The organism is Pseudomonadota bacterium (assembly GCA_039193195.1).
Classification (GTDB): domain Bacteria; phylum Pseudomonadota; class Gammaproteobacteria; order Steroidobacterales; family JBCBZW01; genus JBCBZW01.
Map to the genome: position 1 here is coordinate 24793 of JBCCWS010000044.1, position 23630 is coordinate 48422.

General features: G+C 63.7%; 15 protein-coding genes. 8 read left to right on the forward strand and 7 right to left on the reverse strand.

The features are described from left to right. Window positions 1–30: 30 nt before the first annotated feature. The gene (locus AAGA68_22625) at window positions 31–561 is read left to right on the forward strand and encodes a chemotaxis protein CheW (GenBank protein MEM9387866.1); all 531 of its coding nucleotides are present in this window, start codon (window positions 31–33) and stop codon (window positions 559–561) included. Between the two features lie 3 nt (window positions 562–564). Here the strand turns inward: AAGA68_22625 and AAGA68_22630 are convergent, their stop codons facing one another. The 3 genes from AAGA68_22630 to AAGA68_22640 all read right to left on the reverse strand — a co-directional run bounded on the left by AAGA68_22630 (window position 565) and on the right by AAGA68_22640 (window position 5359). Further along, the gene (locus AAGA68_22630; GenBank protein ID MEM9387867.1) at window positions 565–1782 is read right to left on the reverse strand and encodes an MFS transporter; all 1218 of its coding nucleotides are present in this window, start codon (window positions 1780–1782) and stop codon (window positions 565–567) included. A gap of 137 nt (window positions 1783–1919) precedes the next feature. Continuing rightward, the gene (locus tag AAGA68_22635) at window positions 1920–2195 is read right to left on the reverse strand and encodes an EF-hand domain-containing protein (protein MEM9387868.1); all 276 of its coding nucleotides are present in this window, start codon (window positions 2193–2195) and stop codon (window positions 1920–1922) included. 44 nt (window positions 2196–2239) lie between these two features. Beyond that, window positions 2240–5359 carry a PilC/PilY family type IV pilus protein gene (locus tag AAGA68_22640; GenBank protein ID MEM9387869.1) on the reverse strand — a complete coding sequence of 1040 codons (3120 nt, stop codon included), beginning with the start codon at window positions 5357–5359 and terminating at the stop codon, window positions 2240–2242. A 433-nt stretch (window positions 5360–5792) separates the two neighbouring features. Between AAGA68_22640 and AAGA68_22645 the strand changes: the two genes are divergently transcribed. Next, window positions 5793–6251 carry a VOC family protein gene (locus tag AAGA68_22645; protein ID MEM9387870.1) on the forward strand — a complete coding sequence of 153 codons (459 nt, stop codon included), beginning with the start codon at window positions 5793–5795 and terminating at the stop codon, window positions 6249–6251. Between the two features lie 333 nt (window positions 6252–6584). Beyond that, complete coding sequence (locus tag AAGA68_22650) at window positions 6585–8522, forward strand: DUF3604 domain-containing protein (protein ID MEM9387871.1); 1938 nt, start codon at window positions 6585–6587, stop codon at window positions 8520–8522. A gap of 117 nt (window positions 8523–8639) precedes the next feature. On the opposite strand, the gene prsT is transcribed toward AAGA68_22650, so the two are convergent. Then, window positions 8640–11471, reverse strand: coding sequence for an XrtA/PEP-CTERM system TPR-repeat protein PrsT (gene prsT, locus AAGA68_22655; protein ID MEM9387872.1), 2832 nt, complete (start codon window positions 11469–11471; stop codon window positions 8640–8642). 113 nt (window positions 11472–11584) lie between these two features. After that, complete coding sequence (locus tag AAGA68_22660; protein MEM9387873.1) at window positions 11585–13693, reverse strand: hypothetical protein; 2109 nt, start codon at window positions 13691–13693, stop codon at window positions 11585–11587. Between the two features lie 290 nt (window positions 13694–13983). Between AAGA68_22660 and AAGA68_22665 the strand changes: the two genes are divergently transcribed. The 3 genes from AAGA68_22665 (at window position 13984) to AAGA68_22675 (ending at window position 17047) form a co-directional block, all read left to right on the forward strand. Continuing rightward, window positions 13984–14613 carry a PEP-CTERM sorting domain-containing protein gene (locus AAGA68_22665; protein ID MEM9387874.1) on the forward strand — a complete coding sequence of 210 codons (630 nt, stop codon included), beginning with the start codon at window positions 13984–13986 and terminating at the stop codon, window positions 14611–14613. 265 nt (window positions 14614–14878) lie between these two features. After that, window positions 14879–16252 carry an asparagine--tRNA ligase gene (gene asnS, locus AAGA68_22670; GenBank protein MEM9387875.1) on the forward strand — a complete coding sequence of 458 codons (1374 nt, stop codon included), beginning with the start codon at window positions 14879–14881 and terminating at the stop codon, window positions 16250–16252. A gap of 132 nt (window positions 16253–16384) precedes the next feature. Continuing rightward, window positions 16385–17047, forward strand: coding sequence for a hypothetical protein (locus AAGA68_22675; protein MEM9387876.1), 663 nt, complete (start codon window positions 16385–16387; stop codon window positions 17045–17047). A 101-nt stretch (window positions 17048–17148) separates the two neighbouring features. Here AAGA68_22675 and AAGA68_22680 read toward each other — a convergent pair whose 3' ends face one another. Both AAGA68_22680 and AAGA68_22685 read right to left on the reverse strand, forming a co-directional pair. Continuing rightward, a complete protein-coding gene (locus AAGA68_22680; protein ID MEM9387877.1) occupies window positions 17149–19263 on the reverse strand; it encodes a diguanylate cyclase in 2115 nt (704 codons plus the stop codon). 320 nt (window positions 19264–19583) lie between these two features. Then, on the reverse strand, window positions 19584–19787 hold the full coding sequence (locus AAGA68_22685; protein ID MEM9387878.1) for a cold-shock protein: 204 nt from the start codon (window positions 19785–19787) through the stop codon (window positions 19584–19586). Between the two features lie 479 nt (window positions 19788–20266). Here AAGA68_22685 and AAGA68_22690 point away from each other — a divergent pair, with 479 nt between their 5' ends. Together AAGA68_22690 and AAGA68_22695 are read left to right on the forward strand one after the other, a co-directional pair. Further along, window positions 20267–22117 carry a DUF885 domain-containing protein gene (locus AAGA68_22690; protein MEM9387879.1) on the forward strand — a complete coding sequence of 617 codons (1851 nt, stop codon included), beginning with the start codon at window positions 20267–20269 and terminating at the stop codon, window positions 22115–22117. Between the two features lie 88 nt (window positions 22118–22205). Further along, on the forward strand, window positions 22206–23474 hold the full coding sequence (locus tag AAGA68_22695; protein MEM9387880.1) for an arginine deiminase family protein: 1269 nt from the start codon (window positions 22206–22208) through the stop codon (window positions 23472–23474). Window positions 23475–23630 lie beyond the last annotated feature (156 nt).

The following is a 23630-nucleotide window of genomic DNA, read 5'->3' on the forward strand; positions in this document are numbered from 1 at the left end:
TGTCCGGCCGTGCGCAGGAGGCCCTCGCCCATGTTCGATGCTGTCGAGACCACTGAGGAAACCGTCGACGATGAGGTTCACGAGCAGCTCGTGTTCCGCGTCGCCGACATGTTGCTGGCGATCCCCGTACTTCAGGTGCGGGAGATCTTCGATCGCACGCCGCTCTTAAGCCTTCCTCAGGCGCCCCCCGAAGTGCTTGGCATGATCGATGTGCGTTCGCGCTCCATCGCCGTGATCGACTTCGCTCAGAAACTCGGCCATGGACCGATGCAGGCCCACGAAGGCAGCCGCATCGTCGTGCTCGAGTGCGACGGCCTGAGCGACGCTGGTGACGGCAGCACCGATGACACGCAGCTGCTTGCCGTGCTCACAGACGGCGTGGTGGGCGTCACTGCGCTCGAAGAGACTGACGACCAGCACCTCCCGACCGTCGGTGAGCGCTGGGACGCCACGTGCGTGACCAACCTCGGCCGCTTGCCCACGGGCGAAATCGTGATCCGCATCGATCTCGAGGTGATGTTCGGCGGCGAAGACTACCGCGTGTTTTCATCCGCTGGATAACGCTCAGGGGCGGCTGCGCACCCGTGCTGTCAGGCGCCACGCCGCCAGCGCCCCGACCGCAGTTAGCACCGCGGTAAGCGCGTAATAGTACCGATAGCCCAACCCCCCAGGATAGCGATCGAGCAGCCACCCGCCGATTAGCGGCATGGTGATGTCGGGCGTGTAGCCCACCACGGAGATCACGCCCACGGCGGTGCCCGTGAGCGCCTGGGGCACGCCGCCCACCTCCATCAATGCAAAGTAGATGCCGCGCAGGGCGAAGATCGCGATAGCCGCGACGGCGATGTTTGCGAGCACGAAGATCAGCATGCCGCTGCCGGTCGGAATCACGACGAACACGCCGAAGCTCAGCGTGAGCACGACGAACAGGGTGGTGGTCGTGCGTGCCACGCCGAAACGGTCTGCCGCCATCCCCGCCAAGGCCGCCGACAGCGGCTTCAGCCACTGGCGCCCAACGCTAATAGCGCCTGCTGCCCCCGCTGACAGCAAGAACACATCGCCCGCATAGGGCGTGAAGTAGAACGATGCCCAATAGGCTGAATAGGCCGTGAGCACCACGATGGCGATGAGCCACACGGCAGGCATGCGCCACACGAGGAGGATCTGCTGAAGGCCGATGGCGTCCACCCCGGCCTGCCCCGCCGCACGATCGTCCAAGCACAGGGCACAGGCGATGCCGAGCAACACCACCACGGTGGAGAGCAGGGTGATGGCGCCGGCCAGGGACCCGGCCGAACTGCCCAACAGCACGAACAGGGCGAGCGCCGAGGAGTTGAGCGCAATCTCGCTGACGCCGCGCGTGCTCTCGAGCCAGCCAAAGGCACGCCCCTGCTCGTCTTCACCGGCCCAGCCGCGTGTCATGCGCAGCATCGACGCCCAGAACAGCAACACGATGCTGAGGCCCCACGCGCCGTGGATGAACAAGCAAACGGCGTAGGACGGGTAGGTAGCGAGCCAGAGCCCCAGGCCACCGGTCATCACCAACCCGGCACTCATCAGCCATCGCGGAGACCAGCGATCGGCTATCCATCCGCCCGGGAGGTAAGCGAGCATGGAGGTTACGCCGAACACGCTCATCAGCATGCCGGACTCGGTGTTGTCCAAGGCCAGGGCGTCGGCGAGGGGTTGGTAGAACACCTCGCGCAGAAACGGTAGGAGAAAGATGGCGCCGCCGGACGCGCCGAGGATCAGCATGACGAGGGCGCGACGCAGACGAGTCATCGGTGCGCCTCGGGTGGGCGATGGCAACGGACGACGGCGGCTCCCTCCCTGGCCGGTCACGCGGGCGGGTTCCCGCACGCTTCACGTGCCTACATCTACCAGCTTTTCATCGTCCGCGCCCCTCTGGCCGCGGCGGCCTACTGCGGCGCAGGCGCTTCCTGAGTCGGTCGGCGCAGCAGCTGCTCGAACTCTTCGGCATTCAGGGCACCGTCGCCGTTCTCATCCGCCGAGCTGAAATGGCGTACGAGGGCGGGAGCCGCGGCGAGCTCTTCGATCGTGACCAGCTCATCGCCGTTGCGATCGATGGCGCGCAGGTAAGTCGTCACGTCAGCGGCCAAGGCGCTGGTGGACAGGGCGGGCATCGCGATTGCCGCGGCCAACAGGGTCAGGCGCGGGTAACGTTGGCTTTGCATCGTCGGAACTCTCCTCAGCATCGAAGGGTGAATGTTCGCTGGACTCACGAGTCTTCATCCGTGTCCATCTGCACCCACCAGGTGCGCACGGGGGCTTCGCGATCACCGCCCTCACAGCTCTCGGGGCCGACCACACAGCCGATGTCACGACCAGGTTCGTCGGGACCTTCATCCTCGTCCTCATCGCCCTCCTCGCCGTCGCCGAGACCGCCATCCCCGCCTTCCTCGTCGCCGGGGTTGACGCACTGCTTGCCGAAGCAGGTGGTGGGCTCGATGCCGGTGGCGTCGTCTTCCGTGAAGACGTACACGACCTCTGGCGGGATACCCGGACGATCCAGGGCATCGACGTTCACGCCACCGGTGGCGAGGTTGATGCTGTACAGCTGCCCCGTGCCCAGGGCGGCGAAGCAGCCGCGGGTCAGCTCGTTTTGCGGCAGGTAGCTGGTGAACAGGGCGTTGTTCTGGAAGATGCGCGTTTCCGCCAGCACCTTCTCACCGGCCGACGTCACCAGCGGGAGCTTGAACCCGGACACGAGCAGGTCCGGATCGTTCTGCAGCACAGAGATGTCGGACAGGGTGTCATGCGTGAAGCCGTAGCGCGCCACGTACTCCGCCGCCGGGTCGTCCGAGTTGCCGAGCTCGACGAATGGATAGTAGTCGCGCAGGACGTAGAAGTAGTCCTTGATGGCGCCGTCCTTCGGATGCGCCCGGTAGCCGGAGGCGATCGTCACGTTGAAGAAGTTGCTGCCGTTAGCCGTGCCCAGAGCGAGATCCGGCGCGTAGTAGAAACGACGGTTGTCGAAGGACTGGGCCGACTCGGCGCCACCGAGCGACGCCATCACGCCGCCGGTCACCTTGAACGCATCACCTTCCTCGCTCGGATTGTGCACGTCCAGGCGCCACACGCGACCGCCCAGATCAGCGGCGTACATGCGGTCGACGAGGCCATCGTTGTCGAGGTCGAGGGTGCGGATCTCGCCGGTGATGGCATTGGTCATGTCCGCGAAGTAGGTCTCTTTAGCCGTGTCCTGCGTGTTCGCCGCACTGCCCGACCAGACCAGCTCGCCCGTGTAGGCATTGATCATGTAGATCGCGTTGCCTTCGCTATCCGCGGACCACGCCGAGTAGTCATCGTGGCGCGCATCGTAGCCGCCGCCAAAGACCAGCACGTCCTGCACCAACGTATTGCCGAACGTGCCCGTCTCCACCTTGGTGCGCACGAAGGGCGACCAGCTCTGCCCAAGCTCGCCCATGCCCGCATTCGCATCGGAGAGCTTCCACAGCAGCTTCGGATACTCCGGATCGGTGTAGTCGAGAGCGTAGTAGTAGTTGCCGCCGCGTCGCAGGCCGAAGTACAGGATCACCTGATCGCCAACGTTGATCTCGCCGTCGCCGCCATCGCGGACCCAGGCGTTGATCGGGCCGTCCACGCCGTAGGTGCGGTCGGCGGTCTCCACGTTGGCGAACCAATCCGGTAACTTGTCGAGGAGCTCGAAGGGCATGAAGGAGGAGATCTCCTCGCCCGTATCGCCTTTGAGGGCGTGGAGGAAGCCCTCGTTGGTGCCGACGAACACGACCGCCTCTGGCTCGACATCGCCATCCGCGTAGGTGACTACCAGCGGACGGGAGTGCATTGGATCACCCATCTCCCGCCGCGCGTCGTAGAGCTCCAGATCGTTGTCTTCGTCTTGCAGGTCATTGCCCACGGCCCAGTCGACGAGGATCTCGATCTGCTTTGCCTTGTCCTCGAGCTCCAAGCCCTGGCCACCGCGCTCGATGACGCGCTCCATGCCTGAGGTGATGGCCGCCTCTAGGTCATCGTCTGGATAAAGCTGATCCAGGTAATCGAGCAGCTCCGAGTTATCGACGTTCATGGGCGTGATCGCGCCGCCCAACTCGGTGAAGGCGTTGCGGTCGGCGACGAGGTGGCTGGCAGCGCCGCCCACAGCCACGGAGTAGCCGTCGATCTCATCCCCCCACCAGCTGCGCGAGTCGTCGCGGAAGAAACCGTTCTCCTGGTTGACGGCCGCCTGGCCATCGGCATCGACCACCACCAGGCCACCGCCAGCATCTTCGCCAAGGCGGTAGCGCTTGAGGTTGCCAACCCATCGGGTACGCCCCGTGGCCTGGAACACGCTGTAGTACAGCTGATCGAGATGGGTGGTACGGTCGAAGGCGTTCACGGACACGCCCGGAGAGGTAAAGGTGGTGCCCGTCTCGTTCACATCGATGAAGATCGACTCGAGCACGTTGAGCAGAGACTCCGCATCGTCGGCGAGGTAGTAGCCGCCGCCGCCACGCTCGGCGGTCTCCTCCAGCAGGCTGTTGTCCTGGAAGAAGCCGATCGTGTGCACGACAACGTTCTGGAAGCCATCAGCCTCGTTGCCGTAGAGGTCGTTCTCGTAGAGGTAGGCCGCGATGTCATCGAGGCAATCGCCGTTGCTTACGTCGGGGTTGTCGGTGCACTCGGCGGGAAATCCTGGCCAGTCCGTCACCACGTCGTCGATGTCGAAGTCGGCCACGGGAAGGCCATCCGTCAGAATCACGATGTGATTCTCTTGGCACTCCTTGATCGGACTGATGTAGGTGTCGCCGCCCCGCGATTCGGGCACGGAAGGGAACAGGAAGAGCGGATCCGGGAAGAACCAGCTGAGACCGGCGTAGGTGGTGTTACCGAAGTAGACGTCCCAACCTTGCATGTAATGGGCCGCTTCGAAGAGCGTTTCCGAGAGGGGCGTGGTGCCGTCGGCGATGAAGTTGTTCAGCGTGGTGATCAGCTCATCGCGCGATTCGCTGATGTCCTTGACGGCATTGGTCACCATGCCGCCCCCCTGGATGTACCAGAACGTGTCCGGATCGGTGTAGCCCGAGTCGAAGCGCATCATGCCGACGTTGACGTACTGGAGGTTATTGAAAAACTCCTCGGCAACATCCTGGACGACGTCCAGACGGGTCGTGCCGTCGCCGTCCACCCAGCTGTTCATCGACCCCGAGGTGTCGATGATGAACAGCACGTTGGCGTAGTAGTCCGGTCCGAATTCAAAGCCTGCGGTTTGGTACAGCTCGGCGTCGTCGGCCAAAGCACCCATCGCGCCGAGGCCAAGCCCAGCGGTGACGGCCAGCGTCTTGCCTGTGATCCCTGCCCTGGTGACTTGCGCGCCCATCTTGCTGCTCCTGAACGATTAGTTAGCACCAACACAAGCACCCGCTCGACGGATGCTCGCGCGTCGTCTCACGGGGGCCAGACACCTTCTCGCAGGTACGACTCGGTCTACCGTGAGGACCGCCAGATGATCGCGAACTTTATGAGCAAGCCGCCAAGAGATCGCGGCGGCGCGTCGCATTTCAGCTGCAAATCAGTGCGATAGGTAAACTCGCGCCCGCTGTGTGAGAAGTGGCTCAAGCTCTTATGTCGAGAGGCTGAGAACATCGCCCTCTAGAATTGATGGTACAAAGCCCGATGCCGCCCTCAGCGCCCCTATACACAGATGAAGCGCCGTTGGCCCACAGGCGACCCTTGGTCGATTGCCGATGCCTGCGTCATAATCCGTGGAACGTCCTATTGAGCTCGTTGCTGGAGACTCGCTCGTGAATCGCATGCTAACGGCCAAGGCACTCATCCTCGCGCTGGCGCTCGGTAGCGCCGTCGCGCAACCACCGCCGAACGCGGCGGTCACGGGCTTAGGTGGGTTTTTCTTCCGCGCGAAAGATCCGGCGGCGCTCGCCGCGTGGTACCAGGAACATCTGGGCATCGAGCGCACACCGCGCTCCTACGAGGAATCCCCCTGGCAGCAGGAAGCCGGGCCTACGGTCTTTGCGCCGTTCCCCGATGTGCCGGACTTTTTGCATGCGGGGAAAGACGGCGCCTTCGTACTCAACTTTCGCACCCGTGACCTGGATGCCCTCGTCGCCTACTTGATCGCAAAAGACGTTGAGATCGTCGTGGACTCGGCGGTCTATCCAAATGGACGATTCGCCATGTTGCGCGACCCAGAGGGCAACGCCATTCAGCTATGGGAGCCTGCCGATCCCGCCAGCGCGGGCGACAGGGAGTAGTCGCTCGGGAACTATCACAGTCGGGGCGATGGTCCGGGAACGGCGTCGCCATTGCCGACTTGCTCAGCCTATCTACTGATCGATAGCGCCACCATCACAGCGGCGCGCCGTGACGAGCTTCCAGGTGCCGGTTCGCCCGCTTTTGCTCGAGGCCACCCACACCTCTCGTCCTCGCTAGGACCCTAGCAGGCCCCAGCACTGTCGCATCTGTTCCACCTGTCCGTCCTCCTCCCTCAAGCACAATGCATGCAATGCGCCACCTTATGTCACAAGCGCACGTGCTCGGTGCACCGCAGTGCTACAAGATTGGTTAGGGACACGAGGTCACAAAGCATGCGACATACGCTCATTCGCCACCAGGATGGTCGTGCAAGGGCCGCAGCAGGCGTTTGCCTCGCGGCGATGCTCGCGGCAAGCGGGGCAAGCGCCCAGTGCACGGGCGACCCGCCGGGGCGCAGCGCCTACTTCGGCGACATTCACGTGCACACGCATCTGTCCTTCGACGCCTACATTTTCGACACGCCGCTCGGGCCGGAGGAGGCCTACGATGCGGCCAAGGGCTTCGCCGTGGATCTCGCCCCGGTACTTCCGGGATTGCCGAATCGGCGCTGGAAGCTAGGGGCGCCCTTAGACTTCGCGGCGGTCACTGACCACTCGGACTTCCTGGGCGAGGTAAGCCTGTGCACCTCTCCGGGCATCGATCCCGAGACCTTCGCTTCGGACGATCTGGCACAGCAGCTCATCGATGATGGCTTCAACAGCCAGGCTGCCACGCTCCTGCAGGTGTGCGAGGAGTACCGCCTGACGACTGACAGCGCCGGTACAGCCGTCCTCACCCAACTTTGCGTGGGGGCGCCCCAGAACGAGCAGATCTGTGCGGCCGCGCACAGCCAACTGCGCTCCGTGTGGGCACGTACGCTGCAGGCGGCAGAGCAGGCCAACGCCCCCTGCGAGTTCACCACCTTCGCCGGCTACGAATGGACGGGCACGACGGCCGAGGCCGGCACACGGGCGCGCAATCACCGCAACGTGATCTTCCGCGACGTGGAGAGCCTCGTGGACGGCGAATTCACGCCGCTGATCGAACCCATTCTCACCAGCGACATCGCCCGGCCCTCGCAGATGCGCGATACCTTGCGCCGCGAATGCCTGGGCATCGACGGCGACGAGGCCTACCCCGGCCTGCCAGGCTGCGACGTAATGGCCATCCCGCACAGCAGCAACAACAGCCAGGGCACGATGTTCCAGCTCAACGCGGAGGAGACCGCGGCGGATCGCCGCGCGATGGAGCCCCTGGTGGAGATCTTCCAGCACAAGTCCAGCAGCGAGTGCGCACCCTACCTCGACCCGGATGACCCAGACTGCGGCTTCGAGCCCTATATCCTCGACACGCAGCTGCAGGAGACGCCAGACAGCGTGGCCCCTGGCTTTATGCGCCGCGGCCTGGGGGTCGGCCTGATCGAAGAGCAGCAGTCCGGCGACAACCCCTTCCGCGTGGGCTTCATCGGCGGCACCGACACGCACAACGCCACCCCGGGCGCCGTGGAAGAGAACAACTTCTCCGGTCACATCGGCGCCGCCGACGCGGGCCTGGCCAAGCGCATGACCGGCGTCAACGCCACCTTCAATCCGGGTGGCCTTGCGGGCGTCTGGGCCGAGGAGAACACGCGGGATGGGATATTTGAGGCCTTCCGCCGGCGCGAGACCTTCGCCACCAGTGGCCCGCGCATTCGCCTGCGCCTAGCGGCGAGCTGGCGCACCAACCCGCTGCCCAGCGAACCGATCGACCTGTGTGGCCAGCTGCTTCTCGACGGACTGGCCAGCGTCACTCAGATGGGTAGCGTCCTGCCCGCCCAGGTCAACCCGAACCAGCGGCCGCAGCTGCTGCTGGTGGCCGTGGCCGACGCCAACAGCACGGACCTCGCGCGAGCGAACATCGTGAAGGGTTGGGTGGATGACACAGGAGCGGTCCACGAGGAAGTGATCGCCCTGCCCGACGCGCCCGAGGAGGGGCGGCGACGCCTGTGCCGGGCGTGGATGGACGAGGACCTCGATCCCGAGCAGCCCGCCTACTACTACGCGCGCGTGTTCGAGCTGCCGACGCCCCGCTACAGCAAGCAGATCTGCGACGCCCAGCCGCAGGCCTGGAGCTGCGATGGGCCGGAGCCGCCACCGATTTACCCCAGCTGCTGCGATTCAGCGATCTACACGGACATCGAGGAGCGCGCCTGGAGCTCACCAATCTACTTCTCGCCGAGCGCTGCCCAATGAGTCGGCACTCGTGCACGCAGGCCTCACAGACAACCACCAGCCCCGGTTGTTGGCTAGCCGCCGGGGCTGCGCGCAGCACATATAGGTCACTTTGCCGGTCGCGTTAGGTCTCCACCATCACAACTGCTCGAGAAGACGCTCTGCCTCAGCTCTAGTCTCGAAGGACCCTACGGTCGACAGGACGCCCTCCAGCACTTCGCGCGCTTTCTCCGGCCGCTCCGCCTGAACTAAGCCAACCGCCAGATGGTAGGCGATGTCTCCATTATCCGGTGCCAGCTCGCGCGCTCCGTCGAGCATGGAAATACCGTCCTCGAGCTGCCCGGCCCGGATCAAGACCCAGCCGTAGGTGTCTTGAACAAGCGGGAAGTTGGGTGCCAGGCTTATGGCTTTCTGAGCTGCCTCGAGGGCACGCTCGTCGCCTAGCTCCTGATAGGCCAAAGCGAGGTTGTTCCACGCGACCAGGCTGGATGGATTCGCGGCCAGGATGCGCTCGTACTCGGCTGCCGCTCGTGCGTTGTCCCCTACGCCACCTAGGTGCTGCGCCAACAGTAGGCGAACCCCTTGTTGCTCAGGGTACTGCTCCAACCAATCGATGAGGATCGCCTCGGGGCCGGCGACTCCCAAGCGCTTTCGCACATTGAACACGCGCTCGAGCAGGGTCGGTGCTGGTTGCTGCTCGAAGGCCTGCTCGTAGAGCTGACGCGCCTGTTCGAGATCGCCAACCCCCCCTGCGAGATCGCCCCGCAACACCAGGCCCAAGGCAGCGTTCTCACCCGAGGCGACAGCCTCATACTCGTCGATCAGCGCCCCAGCATTGTCAAAGTCCTCGAGCGACAGTGCGACCTGCGCTGCTACCCGCCGCCCTTCGACATCCTGCGGCTGCAGTGCCAGCAATCGGCTGTTGGCAAGTTGCGCTTGCGCGAAATTCGATCCAGCCATCTCTGCGCGGACCAGGTTGCGCAGGACGGCGACATTGTCGGGGCTGATACGAAGCGCGTTCCGGAAGGTCTCGACGCCCTCCGACAGCTTGCCCTGCGCCAGCAGGGCGACCCCCAACAGATTGTGGCCGGCTACAAGACGTGGCTGCAGCGTCGTCAGCTCGCGCGCCACGGCTTCAAGCTCGACGCTATCGCCGATCTGAACCAGAACTTCCGCCAGCATCAACCGCGGTCGAATGGCGTCCGGATCGACCTTACGCGCTTCGCGCAGCAACCTCAGAACTTCTTCCCCGTCCCCGGCCTTCCCCAACTTCGAAGCCAGCGCCTCGAGTGCCGCCGCATCGGTCGGGTTCGCCGCAATGAACGCCTGCAAGATATCGATACCGTTAGGTGTCTGCCCAGTCGCGTCCGCCAGCGATGCAAGATTGATGACCGCCGTAGAGTTGGTGCCGTCGAGCGCCAAGGCCCGCTCGAAATACTCCTTCGCGAGCGAGGGGTTCTCCTGAACTTCGACCATTCCCCGAATAGTCGCGAGAGGTGCATCATCTGAAAAACGCTCCACCGCAGCGGCCGCTTGTTCGCGAGCCGCCTGTTGATCGCCTTCACGCATGCTCACCACGATAGAGATCAGCGCCACCCGCTTGCGCGCGAAGTCCGTCACCCACGAAGTGTCGGCGATGAGTGTCTTGACTTCCTCCAACCGCCCGGCCGCCAGGTAGGCACCAAGTAGCTCCAGGGCCAGGTCCTGGTTTCCAGGCTTTCGCTCGAGCGCTTGCTCCCAGAACATCACCGCTCCCTGCAGATCCCCTTCAGCGATCTTGGAGCCTCCCGTCAAGACCAAGAGATCCGTCTGACTGAGCGGGCGACCTGCCCGTCGCGTGCCATCGTCCTGCTCGGCCACGCCCTTGTTGGCTGCTGCCAGGAGCTCGCGCACTTCCGTGTCATTCGGCGCACGACGCGAGAGGCGTGACAGCACTTGGCGAGCCTGCGCGAAGTTGGCTTGCGCAAGATAGATCTTGGCCTGGAGCGTCTGCGCCTGGTCGAACTCAGGCGCCTCCACGATCACGCGTGCGATGCGCTCCTTTGCGAGGTCTAGCTCGCCCTCGCCGAACGCGATGCGCGCGTCGATGTAGAGCACCCTGACACCGTCGGGACTCAACTGCTCCAAAGCGGCCGCTGTTTCCCTTGCCTCGTCGAACAGAGACTGGGCCAGTTGAGCCTCGGCGAGCCACAGCAAAAAGTCGACTCTGACGCTAGTGAACTGGCCTATCGTTGGCTGCGCCAGCGCCGCTTCAAACACTTTGGTGGCTTGCGCCGAGCGTTGAGTCAGAAACAGGAAGCGCCCGTATTCGAGCGCAACGTCCAGCGACTCGGGGTATGCACTGCGGGCCCTCTCAAGATATCGCTCGGCAGCATCACGATCGCCGGTTGCGTTTGAGAGTCGTGCCATCCCGAGGAGCGCGACTTCGTTGGAATCGTCTAGAGCGAGCGCCTGCGCGAACGCCCGAAGCGAGTTCTCGTTTCGGCCGAGCTGCTCGTAGGCAAGACCTTGCAGTGAGTAGGTCTCGGCGACCTCTTCCGCGCCGCGCAGTTCCGCGAGGGCCTCGCCCGAACGGCCGAGGTCGATGAGCGCCTGCGCACTCGGGTGTACGACGACCGACGGATCGAAGCCAAGCTCGCGGGCGCGGCGCAGTTCCTTCTCCGCCGTGGCCGCATCACCAAGCTTCAGCGAGGCCAGCGCAAGTCGGTAGCGAGCCTCGCCGTTCTCTGGGTTGTCGGCCACTGCCACGCGCAGATGGATGAGCGCCTCACGATAGTCCCCCTGCTCGACCGCAGCTTCGGCTTGCGCCAGCAAATCGTCCATCCCAGGCGATCCGCAGCCAGCGCACAAGACCCCAAACAGTGAGACTGCGATCGCTGACAACATAAGACGCCGGATTCGATCACCCGCAGCCATAGCCCCTCCCCAAGCGACACACGCAAAAGGACCTAAGCTTACAGGGGCAACCATCAAACGACACGTTCTGGGCAACAGAGTGAGTACTCCGCCGGCCACAACAAGGCTGCAGCGTGCTTACCCGCCGCCACCGGTCGATCCACTGACGGTGAGCGTGCGAGGGCGACCTAGCGTTTGGTGTGCTGACTCGCCTGGGCCAAGGGACCCAAGTTCTGTCGCCCCATCGCGCCGATCTGTAACACCACATCGGCCGTAGCATCCAGCGATCGAAACTCATCACGAGACAACACGAAGGTCAGGCGTTTGGTGTCGCTCGAGTAACGCGACACCCGTGAGGTAAGGCCTGCGATGGAGAGCGTTGGGAGCGCGTCTGTGACTGGGAATACGCCCTCCGAGACGATGTCGATTTCCACGGCTTCACGACCAAGTTGCACGCTTCGCTGCACTTCGCGAACCGACCCTAGTCGACCGCTAAAGCGAGCTTGGGGCGGCGTGCTCGATAGCGCCGCGCGTTGGGTCGGTTCAGGGAACTGCACCTTAGCGGGCTGGGTGGCGCGGTCCATACGGGCGGCGAACTGAACGTTGGATAGGTGAATCGCCCCGCCGTCGTCGTCAGACAACCCTGGATTTGCCACGTCGAAGGTAAATCTCACGCCGCGCAGGTTGGAGAGATCTGCCCCGGTGAAGTCGCTCATGGGAAGGCGAACCGACTGCATAATCTCATGGCGGCGGAAAAGCGTGCCTACCGGCCCCGTGAGGTCCAGGTAGTCGCTGAGCCGCCGGGAGCTGCTCAGCGATCCGTCGGCGTTTACGAGCGCCACAGTGAAATCCGTAGAACTCAAGTAATCGAGTTGCTGGAACTGACGGGCCACCCTAAAGCTGATCGTGCGCCTACGCGAAACATCGCGCCCGGCCCCAGGAGAGGTCCAGTTCACTTGAAGGTAAGCCTCCGGTGAGGCCCCGTTCCAGCTTATTCGGGCCGCGCGCTGATCCAAGTCGTGCCCGGGAACCTCTCGATGCTCCAAAGTGATCCCTTTGGCGTCATTGGCGAAACCGTAGCGATTGGTGCCAGTGGGCTGAGAGAAGTCCTCGAACACGACCTCCAACCGTCGGTTGGGGGCATCCACAAAGCCGCGATCGACACGCGTCACTTCACCGATTACCGCGGGAGGCGCGTATGCAGGATTGAAGTTCCTCAGGAAGTCCGCCCGCGCGTCGGGGCCTAGCGTCCCGCGCATGAGAGCGAGGATCGTCGCCCGACCGATCTGCTGCTGTTCGGCTGACCCCATGATGTCCGGAAACAACGGCGTTTGGTCAACGCAGCCGCTGATCTCGCTGGTCTCCCAGGCGGAATTGAAGAAGTTGTGATTGGCCCCCCAAACGGCGAACGATGCCTTCATCCGAGGCGGCCGCTCGGCGCCCGCTCCTACCATTCGATCCAGGGGCCTCACGCCTTCGAGGGTGAAGACGTCTCCATCGCACATCGGCAGCAGCTGAGCCCAAGCCGTCCCGGCGGCGTCAAAGGTGGTATCGGTTTGACCATCCACTGCGCCGATCTCAAAGATCGCCTTTACGCTCACGGACGCAGGAATGCGCTCTTGCCACCCCGTGCTTGAATCCGAATAAAAATTATAGGCTGCCCGCGCACCCTCCCCGCCGCGGGAATGGCCAACGAGGCCGACTTGCTGAAAGTCCAGGCGGCCGCGGAGCTCCTCCGGAAAGCCTCCTGGTAGTTCAATCAGTCCTGCATTCCACTCACTGAGCCGCTGCAGGTGGCGCAGGAACATTCGCCCACGAGCCTTGTTGAGACCCAAATCGTCGGCACCCGCTGATCCGCAGGAGATCCCCCGATTCGTATTGATCGACACGGCGACATAGCCCCAAGCCGCCAGCGGCTCGGCGGCGTAGTCGAACCCCTGATGACTCGGCGTGACCACAAATCCGTCTGGGCAGATGCCCGTCTCGGTGTAGTCGCAGTTGGTGTCGAAGCGAGGCTCGCTGCCAGAACCACACGTGGGGCGGTTGCCGGGCATGAACGCCACCACCGGAATCGGCCCCGTGGACCCCAGCGGGTAATAGGTCTCGGCCCAGACTTCAGTAAACTGACCTTCGAGGACTAGCGGGTCGATCTCGGCATCGAGCCGGTACTCTCCCCGTGCCGTGGCGTAGGGCCCTGGAGTGGACGGATCAGGCGCCTGCGCCAGAGCAGTTGAAAGCAGCGGACACAGCAGGAGCAGCGATCGCAGGGCACAGGCATGGCGGGCGTACGGGGGCATCTGGTCTCCAACACTCCGAGGGCTCAACTAGGGACGCGGACGCTAGCATGATCAGAAATCCCCTTGCGTCAACACGTGTCAACTTAGCGACCCCTGTTGAGAAGGCACTACGGGCGCGAGCACCGGACGGGCGGTAGGGAATCGTCGGAGGACTTTACACGCAGCCACCCTGAGGTCGATCAGAGTTTCATCAAGCCGCTGATAAATATAGAAAAAATAATGATGGCACACGAATTGCAGCCAGTCTCCACGTCAGCATGGCATTCTCACAATCAAAACGGAGCTATCCTGTGAAAAAGACTGCATTACTTTGGGCTGGCCTCGCGGCCCTCGCCCTCTCCTCCGCGGCAAACGCCGCTCTGCTACAGGGTGGATTCTCCCTGGCAGCCGTTGGCGTGCCCCCTGGGGGTTCTCCGGTGCTTCCCGTCGACAGCATGGGCAACGTGCTCCCCAACTTCGACGGCGCTACGGCCATTGATTTCACCACGAGCGGCGGTCCGTCTCCTGGCGTGGCTGGCGACTTCGCCGTCACCGGCACGAGCGGCGATTTCAACCTGTTCAACGGAAACCTCGGCACGGTACAGGACTTCTCGTTCATCGATACCGGCAGCCTGGACTTTCCGTTCCCGCCGATCGCTGGCTTCGAGCTCTTCGCTGGCGGCCTAGTGTTCGACCTCGAGACGATCAGCGTGGTGTTCCAGGACACGTTCTTCATCAGCCTCGAAGGTCGCGGCACGTTCACCGCTCCCGGCTTTGACCCCACGCCGGGTGTGTTCCGCTTCTCTGCACAGGACGCGGGCATGAACTTCAGCTTTTCGGCTTCTCAGGCGTCAGTCCCTGAGCCTGCCCCGCTCGCACTGATCGGTCTCGGCATCGTGGCGATGGGCCTGCGTCGCCGCAGCCTCGCCGCCCGGGCGTAAGGGTACGGACTGCACTTTTTAGTGCAGTGGGCCTACCGGCTCACTGCACTTTTTTCCCTGCCGGTGGGGCCAGTTCACGCCCCACATCCGACACGACCCCCGAAGTGCCGGCTTGAGCTTGCGGTCCATTCGACTGGCGCTCCTTCACCGCGAATCTCGTCCGCGGTAGCGCTCCTCCCACGCCCTCAGGGATGGTTTTCGGCCGGCCGAGCTCACATTAAGATAGCGCTCCCTATCATCTCGCCATCTGCGAAAGGCGTAGCGCATGCACACGATCAAGCACATCCTCAAGCACGGCGTCCACCTCGGCGAAACCGTCACCATCGAAGGCTGGGTGCGCTCGCGGCGCACCTCCAAGGGCGGCTTCTCCTTCATCCACGTCAATGATGGCTCCTCCTTCGACAGCCTCCAGGCCGTGGCCCGCGAGGAGCTCGAGAACTACGAGAGCGAGATCAGCCAGCTACAAACCGGCTGCGCCGTGCGCATCACGGGCGAGCTGAAGGAATCCCAGGGCAAGGGCCAAGACCGCGAAATCGACGCCGCGAGCGTGGAGGTGGTCGGCTGGGTGGATGACCCGGACACGTACCCGATCGCCAAGAAGCGCCACACCTTCGAGTACCTGCGCACGGTGGCGCACCTGCGCCCGCGCACGAACACCTTCGGCGCCGTGGCGCGCGTGCGAAACGCCATCGCTCAGGCCGTGCACCGCTTCTACGCCGAGCAGGGCTTCCTATGGATCAACACGCCGATCATCACTGCCTCTGATTGCGAGGGTGCTGGCGACCTGTTCCGCGTCAGCAAGCTCGACGTGTTCAACAAGCCGAGCGACTTCGAGCAGGACTTCTTCGGCGCCGAGACCTACCTCACCGTGTCCGGCCAGCTGCAGGTGGAGAGCTTCTGCTGCAGCATGAGCAAGGTGTACACCTTCGGCCCCACCTTCCGCGCCGAGAACTCCAACACCACCCGCCACCTCGCCGAGTTCTGGATGATCGAACCGGAGGTGGCCTTCGCCGATCTCAACGACAACGCCGACCTCGCCGAAGCGTTCCTAAAGGCGATCTTCCGCGATGTGCTCGAGGCCTGCCCGGACGACCTGGCCTTCTTCGCTCAACACATCGACAAGCAGGCCATCGAGCGACTGCAGGCAGTGATCGACAAGCCTTTCGTGCGCATGGACTACAGCGATGCCATCGACATTCTCAAGACCTCAGGCAAGACCTTCGAGTTTCCCGTGGAGTGGGGCCTGGACCTGCAGTCCGAACATGAGCGCTTCCTGACCGAAGAACACGTCGGAGGGCCTATCGTCGTCATGAACTACCCGAAGGAGATCAAAGCCTTCTACATGCGCGAGAACGACGACGGCAAAACCGTGGCAGCGATGGACGTGCTGGTGCCCGGCGTCGGCGAGATCATCGGCGGCAGCCAACGCGAGGAGCGCCTGGAGGTGCTGGACCCGAAGCTTCAGGCCCATGGCCTTAGCGACACGCTCTGGTGGTATCGCGACCTTCGCCGCTACGGCACCGTGCCACACGCTGGCTTTGGCCTTGGTTTCGAGCGCGTGGTGCTGTACGTCACGGGCATGGACAACATCCGCGACATAAGCCCGTTCCCACGCGTGCCCAACAACGCCAGCTTCTGATCGCTCAGCCCTCCGCCGAGGACACGACGGACGACGCCAACGGCATAACCGTGCGTAAAGTCGCGCTCGATCTCACCCTTGGCTGTGCCAGACTGAGTCTACGGTGGTTCTCATGGATGAGGAGCGAGAACGATGAGACTGAGCACGGATGCATGTCGAGCAGCGCTTGCCACGGGACTTGTTGGGCTAACCGGTGTGGCGAGCGCCGCGTCGATCACCACGTTCAACACCCCGTCCGAATACTTTGCTGCGCTGACTAACCCAACCGTCCTAGCCTTCGAAGCGCCCGCGTTGGGCACCGTGTTCCCGGAAGGCTCAGGCTTCTCCGGCATCACCTTCACGGACTTCCCCGACGAGACCTTCGGCGGCCTGATCACCGATCAGTTCGCCGCCTTCGGTAACCAGAGCTTGACCGTCGACCGCGATGGTGAGTTCTCGGACTTTTTCTTCGAAGGGGAGAGCTTTTCGGTGGCCTTCGACGCGCCTGTCAACGCCGTGGGGCTGTTCTTCAACATCTTGCCGTCGGACGATGTCGAGGACTTCCTGTTCATCAGCACGCCCGTGGGAGATGCCTTCGGCGGCGGTGCGGATCCGGTGGGGATCACGAGCTTCTTCTTCGTCGGCTTGATCTCCGATACGCCGTTCTCAAGCGCTACCTTCGGCTCCACCTTGGACGCACCGGGCGGCTTCAACGTGGACGACTTGAGCTTCCAGGTGGTGCCGATACCGGGTGCCCTCTGGCTCCTGGCTGGGGGCCTGCTCGCGCTCACCACCCAGCGCCGCAAGGGGGGCTAGCGCTCCTCGCAAGGCACCCGTCTCTACGCAACAGCCCGCACGACCTTAGGCCGTGCGGGCTGTTGCGTTTGTTGGGGGTCTGCTTCGTCGGTCGAGTCGTTCTAGGCCGCCTCGCTGCGAGCGGTACCGCCCGTGTCGCCCTGGCGGCGCTCGAGCAGCCAAGTCGACACCAGGGAGCGCTTCATCGGTGCCGCGTACAGCGGTCCCTGCAGCAGCTGGCAGCCGAGAGACTGCAGTTGCTCGGCCTGCTCCGGATCGCGCACGTCCTGAGCCAGCAGCTCAATACCGCGCTCCTCGGCCGCTCGCGCGATCACCTGCAGGCCCCGTTGGCGCGCTGGCGTGAGACCGTCGGGAGCAGTGAAGGACGCGGCAAACTTGATCCGTTCGGGTGCCAGGTGCTCGAGGCGAACGAACAGGGCCGAGGCGCTAGTGATATTCGCCAGGCACAGGCCCACGCCGGTTCGGTGCAGGACATCCAGATTGGCGCACAAGCGCGCTTCATCCTCGAGTTCGAGTTCTGCGAGTTCGCCATCGTCCACTTCGATCAGCAGCGAGTCCGGCTCCACCGCAAACTCCGCGAGCAAGCTCAGCACGCGATCAGCGAAATCAGCACCCCGCAGCTGGGCCACGGAGACGCCCACGCTGAACATACGCAAGGACGTGTACCCCGCAGCTTGCCAGCGCACTAGCGCCCGTGAGCCGGCCACGATGGATCGCTCGAACAGGTGATCGGCCAAGGTGGCGTACCCATCGACCTTCACCATCTCGTGAGCGCCGTGCATCTCGCCGTGGCTGTCGAGCCAACTCATTCGCAGATCCATCGAGTCGGCGCGGCCCGCCCGCAGCACGGGGATGTACCAGGTGTGGACCGTGTCACGTGCTAGGGCGGCGCGCAGGGGATCGAAGCGGCCGTCGCGCACCGCAGGCACGGTGCGCTCTGCGGCCTGGAAGCGCCGCCAGCGTCCTGTTCCGTGCGCGCTCGCCTCATCCAGCGCCTCCTGAGCCTTGGCCAGGAGCTGATTGAAATCGCCAGGCGCATCGGCGCTCACGGCGATGCCGATGTTGACCTCCATGCGCACCACTTGAGACTCCAACATCAGAGGCGAGGCGAAACGCTCCAGCAGTCGTTCGCTGAGCCCCTCCACCTCCTGCGCACCCTGCACATCGGGCACCAGTAGGAGCAGCTTGTCTCCACCTATGCGAGCAGGGAAGTCCGCTTCTCGGCATTCCGTGCGAAGCGCGTCCGCAGCCTCTTGTAAGACGGCATCGCCCGCGCCATACCCAAGAGATTCATTGACAGCCTCGAGTCCACCGAGCTCGAGGTAGAGCAGTGCTACCACACGATCGCCTCGCTGGGCATTGGCGATGGCGCGGTTGCCATACTCCATCAAGCAGCGACGATTGGGCAGGCCGGTCAGCTCATCGTGCAGCGCTCGGCGTCGCAGTTCGTCACGCACCTGCGTTAGCTCTCGACGACCGTCGCTCAGCTCTTGCATGAGGCGACTGACTTCGCTGCGAGCGTGGGCGAACTGGCGCGTGCGGTCGGTGGTCTCGCGTGCGATCGGGGCGAAGACGTAGCGCGCCTCGAGGGCCAGACCTGCGAGCGTCAGCACGTAGACGAGGGCGGCGATGATCTCCACCACCATGACCTGGCGTCGCTGCTGAGAACGGAAACGATCCGCCAAGGCGTTCAATCGTTTGAACAGGTCGCCCTCCGCCAGCACGGTCAGCGCCTCGGTAGTCTCGAGGAGATCGACGGCGCTGTCCTCAGGCTGCAGCAGCGTGTCCACTTGGTTCAGTAGGGTGCCGAGCAGCGCGTCAACACCGAGGTCCGGTTGGGCGAGCAAAGCACGCAGGGTGCGCGAGCGAGGCATGTCCGCTCGGCGCAGATCTTCCCCCGAACGCAGCCACTGCTGGCCATCGCCCACGCGGTCGGCGGTGGCTCGAAGCTTCTCGCGCAGCGTGAACCGTTCTGCCCCATCGTTAGCACTCGCGAGGCGACTGGCCTGTAGGGCAAGGCGCTGAGAGAGGGCCGCTTGATGCTCAAGCAAGGTGGTGACGCGATCGCCGCGATCGTCGATCGCCGCGCTCAAGCGGTGACTCAAGAACGCCGAGGTGGCGGTGAGCGCGATCAGGGAGAGGGCGAACACGTAGCTACGCGTGATGCGCTGGTGAACTTCCTCCTCTGGTCGGACAAATCGTGCTTTCTTCGCCATCGCCATGCTTTCTCGACGCCGTAACGATCGCCTCAACTCCTTATGTGAGTCGATCGGGCCAAGCATGCAGTGGGGATAGGTGACGCGAAGGTGGTCGGGTTCTCAGAACCGTCAGGCGGCGCCGAATCGGATCGTCGGAACGCCACGTGCGTCACAGCTTGGTGCGCCAGGGGAGGATGGCTGGCTAAGGTGAAGCCCTGAGGGTGCCCTAAGGTGAGCGGGCGCCAGGCGAGGGGGAGAGAACTGGCTGCGCTTAAAAAACACCGCCAGCAGCACGTGGGGCAGCCAAAAATGACCGCCCCACGCGCACGGTAGCGGGGTTAGGCAGCCTGCAGGTTGCCAGCCGCCGGGCGGCCGCGCTCGGTGACGACTTCGTAACTCACGCGCTGACCTTCGGTCAGCGTGTCCATGCCAGCGGCCTGGACGGCGGTGATGTGAACGAAGACGTCCTTCTCACCGGACTCCGGTGCGATGAAGCCAAAACCCTTGTCAGTATTGAAAAATTTAACGGTTCCGATAGCCATGAGGCCTCCAATAAGCGATGGAAAGCGCACGCAACACGTGCGCAAAACGAACAACCTGATGGTCTCTCGATGTCTTGAACGCCGCACCCCAAGGAACAGGGGTGGGTAGCTGAAAAGGCAGGCGAAAAGCTCAGATCGCGAGCGCACGGTGCCCGCAATTTCACAAAAGGTCAAGACGTCGCGCTCAGTAAACAGCAGAGTTGACGCGACCCTTCGTGTGAGCAGGTACGCGAGTTGTCCGGACATGCCAGCCAACTTCTGGCGCCAGCCAAACCGCTGGTTCCTCTAGTAGATGTTGAGTACAACTATTTTGAGGGCCCCGCAACGACCACGATTCCGCCGCAAGCTAGGCGCGTAAGGCTGGTTGCCCGTGCGATCTCTCACCCCTTGAATGCGACGTTTCGCTGCCGCCGCGCAACGTCTACCCTGGCGCATGAGCGCGGCGCCGCTGCGGACCGGACGACAGCACGGAGAACTCGATGATCGGCAGACTATTCAAGTGGCTCGGCCTCCCCCTACTCGCCCTCCTGGTGCTCGTCGGCGCCTTCGCGGCGCACGAGTGGAATGCCCAGAAGCCCTTTTTCGTCAATAACTTCTACAACCGCGCCTTCATCCAGTTCATCCTCCGCAGTCCCGAGCAGCTCACCGCCATGGGCGTTCTGGAGTCTATCGGACTGCACGGCCACAACGCGCACTGGGACGACAGCTCCCTCGCGGGCGAGGAACAGGAGTTCGAGCACCTCGACGGCATCATGCGCAGCATGGCGCGCTACGCCGATGAGGAGCTCGAGCCCGACGAGCTGATCTCGAAGCGCGTGGTCATGGAGCTGCTCGGTGACCCCGAGGAGCAGCGCCGCTATCGCTTCCACGACTACCCCGTCAACCAGATCTCCGGCCTGCAGATCAGCATTCCCAACTTCCTGGACACATTTCATCGCGTACAGAAAGCCCGCGATGCTGAGCACTACATCGCGCGCCTAGCGGGCATTGAGACGAAGATGGAACAGGCCATGGAAGGGCTGCTCGTGCGCGAGGAGATGGGCATCATTCCGCCCACCTTCGTGATCGAGCGCTCCCTAGAGATCATGCGTGAGTTCACCGAGCAGGCGGCTGAGGAGAACACCCTCTACGTCTCCTTCGCAAAGAAGCTCGAGCAAGCAGAGGCGATCGACGAGGTGGCGGCGCAGGCCTTTCTGGCCGAGGCGGAGATCAACATCGAGCAGCACGTGTACCCGGCCTACGTGGGCTACATCGAGTACTTCACGGGCTTGCTGGCGAGATCCACCGACGATGCCGGTGTCTGGAAGCTCCCCGACGGCGAAGCCTTCTACAACTACACGCTGCGCCAAAACACCACCACCACGCTGACGGCGAATGAAATCCACGCCACCGGCTTGGCTCAGGTGGAACGCGTACAGGGGGAGATACTGCAGATCTTGGCCGAACAAGGCATCGACACGAGCGACGGTTTCACCGCCGCCATGGCCATCCTCGCCGAAGACCCACGCTTCTACTACGAGGACAGCGATGCGGGGCGAGAACTGATCCTAGAGGACTACGCCGCGATCATCCGCCAGATCGGGGATGGCCTGGACAGTGCCTTCTACGGCAGCCCCCAGGCACCGGTCGAGGTGCGGCGGGTGCCGGAGTTCTCGGAGAAGAGTGCCCCTGGGGCCTACTACAACGGGCCGTCGATGGACGGTTCGCGGCCCGGGATCTTCTACGCCAACCTCTACGACATCAAGGCGACACCCAAGTACGGCATGCGCACCCTCGCCTACCACGAGGCGGTGCCAGGCCACCACTACCAGATCGCTACAGCAGCCGAGCTCGACGGCGTCCCGGAGTTCCGCAAACAGGTGAACTTCACCGCCTATGCGGAAGGTTGGGCGCTCTACGCCGAGCGCCTCGCCTGGGAGCTCGGCTTCCAGGACGATCCCTTCGACAACATCGGCCGCCTGCAGGCGGAGCTGTTCCGTGCCGTTCGCCTGGTCGTCGATACGGGCATCCATGCCAAGCGCTGGACTCGCGAGGAGGCCATCGACTACATGCAGCGCAATACGGGCATCGCCGAGAGCGACGTGGTATCGGAGATCGAGCGCTACATCGTGTGGCCGGGTCAGGCCACCTCTTACATGGTCGGCATGATGGAGTTCCTTCGCTTGCGCGAGGAGGCTCAGGCGGCCCTCGGCGAGCGCTTCGATCTGCGCGACTTCCATGAGGTCTTGTTGAAAAACGGCGCCGTACCCCTACATCTGCTGCGCGAGCTTGTGAACGCCTACATCGCCGATCCCCCGGTCTCTGCGCCGGAGCCCACGCCCGCCGTCTGAGCGCTGCAGGCGGTCGCCACGGCCGTTCCCTTGCAAAGCCGAGCCATGGATCGCTCAATAGGCGCCTGCGCGAGGGGAGAGGAAGACCATGTTAGATGTCAGATCGGAGGTAGGACGCCTGCGCCAGGTGTTGGTGCATGCGCCGGGCGCCGAGGTGGATCTGATGATCCCCGACATGATGGACGAGCTGCTGTTCGACGACATCCTGTTCGGCGAGCGCGCCCGCGACGAACACGCGCGCTTGCGCCAACTCCTCAGCACCCTCTCCATTGACGTGCTCGACATGCAGGAGCTGCTGGTGCAGGCCCTGAGCGAGGACGCTGCGCGCGATTGGCTGCTGCGCGCCATCCTCGACGACGTGTCCGCCCCGATCGCACGACGCCTGAACGCCGCCACACCGAACGACCTGGCGCAGATGCTGATCACCGGCATTCGCTGCAGTGATGCCAGCGACGATCTGTCGAGCGAGGATCTGTTCGAGATCGTGCCGGTGCCGAACTGGTGCTTCCAACGCGATCCGCAGTTCGTGGTCGGCGACAGCGTGCTGTTCTCGTCGATGGCTACACGCTCGCGCTCGCGAGAGGTGCTCCTCGCGCGCTGCGTCTTCAAGTTCCATCCGCACTTCGCCGATGCTCCCGTGCTGCTCGACCCTCTCGAACGCACGCCGGACAGCCCCCTGTACATCGGCATGCATCAGCCGCGCATCGAGGGCGGCGATTTGATGATCCTGAGCCCAGACATCGCCGTGGTGGGCTACTCCGAGCGCACGAACCGCTCCGGTGTTCGCCACGTGATCAGCGGCCTATCGCGAATGGCGAACAGGCCGCGCTGGCTGATCGTGGCTGCCCTGCCGCACAAGCGCGCCTACATGCACCTAGACACTGTGGTCACCCAGATCGACAACGAGCACTGCTTGGCCTTTCCGCCGGTGATCTGGCCGGGGCATAGCGATACAGCGAGCGTTTACGAGGTGGACCTGCACGAAGCCAACCCCCAACCCAGGTCCAGGGGTGACCTGCTGAGCGCCCTGCGCGCGCGCGGGCTCGATCTCAAGGCCATTCCTTGCGGCGGCGAAGACCCGATCCGCCAGCAGCGCGAACAGTGGACCGATGGCGCGAACGCCCTAGCTTTGGCGCCCGGCGTCGTGGTGCTCTACGAGCGCAACGTCGGCACGGCGGAGTGCTTGGACCGCCATGGCTACCAGGTGATCGAAGCGGATGATGTGATCGCCAGGCGTCGAACCCTCGATCTCGCCAACCCCACCCCAACCTGCATTTTGCTACCCAGTAATGAGCTTAGCCGCGCTCGCGGCGGCCCCCACTGCCTGAGCCATGCCCTGCGTCGAGACGCGCTCTAGTGTCCTGAGTTAGAAGTTCGTTGATGAATTCGCACGCGAGTTGTTGTCCCTGAGCGCGGCGCGACGACGAGCGTGGCAGGTCCCACGGGAGGAGGAGCAACGTGTTCAGGGGCGAAAAGGTGCCGCGAAGTCATCAACGAACTTCTAACTCAGGAC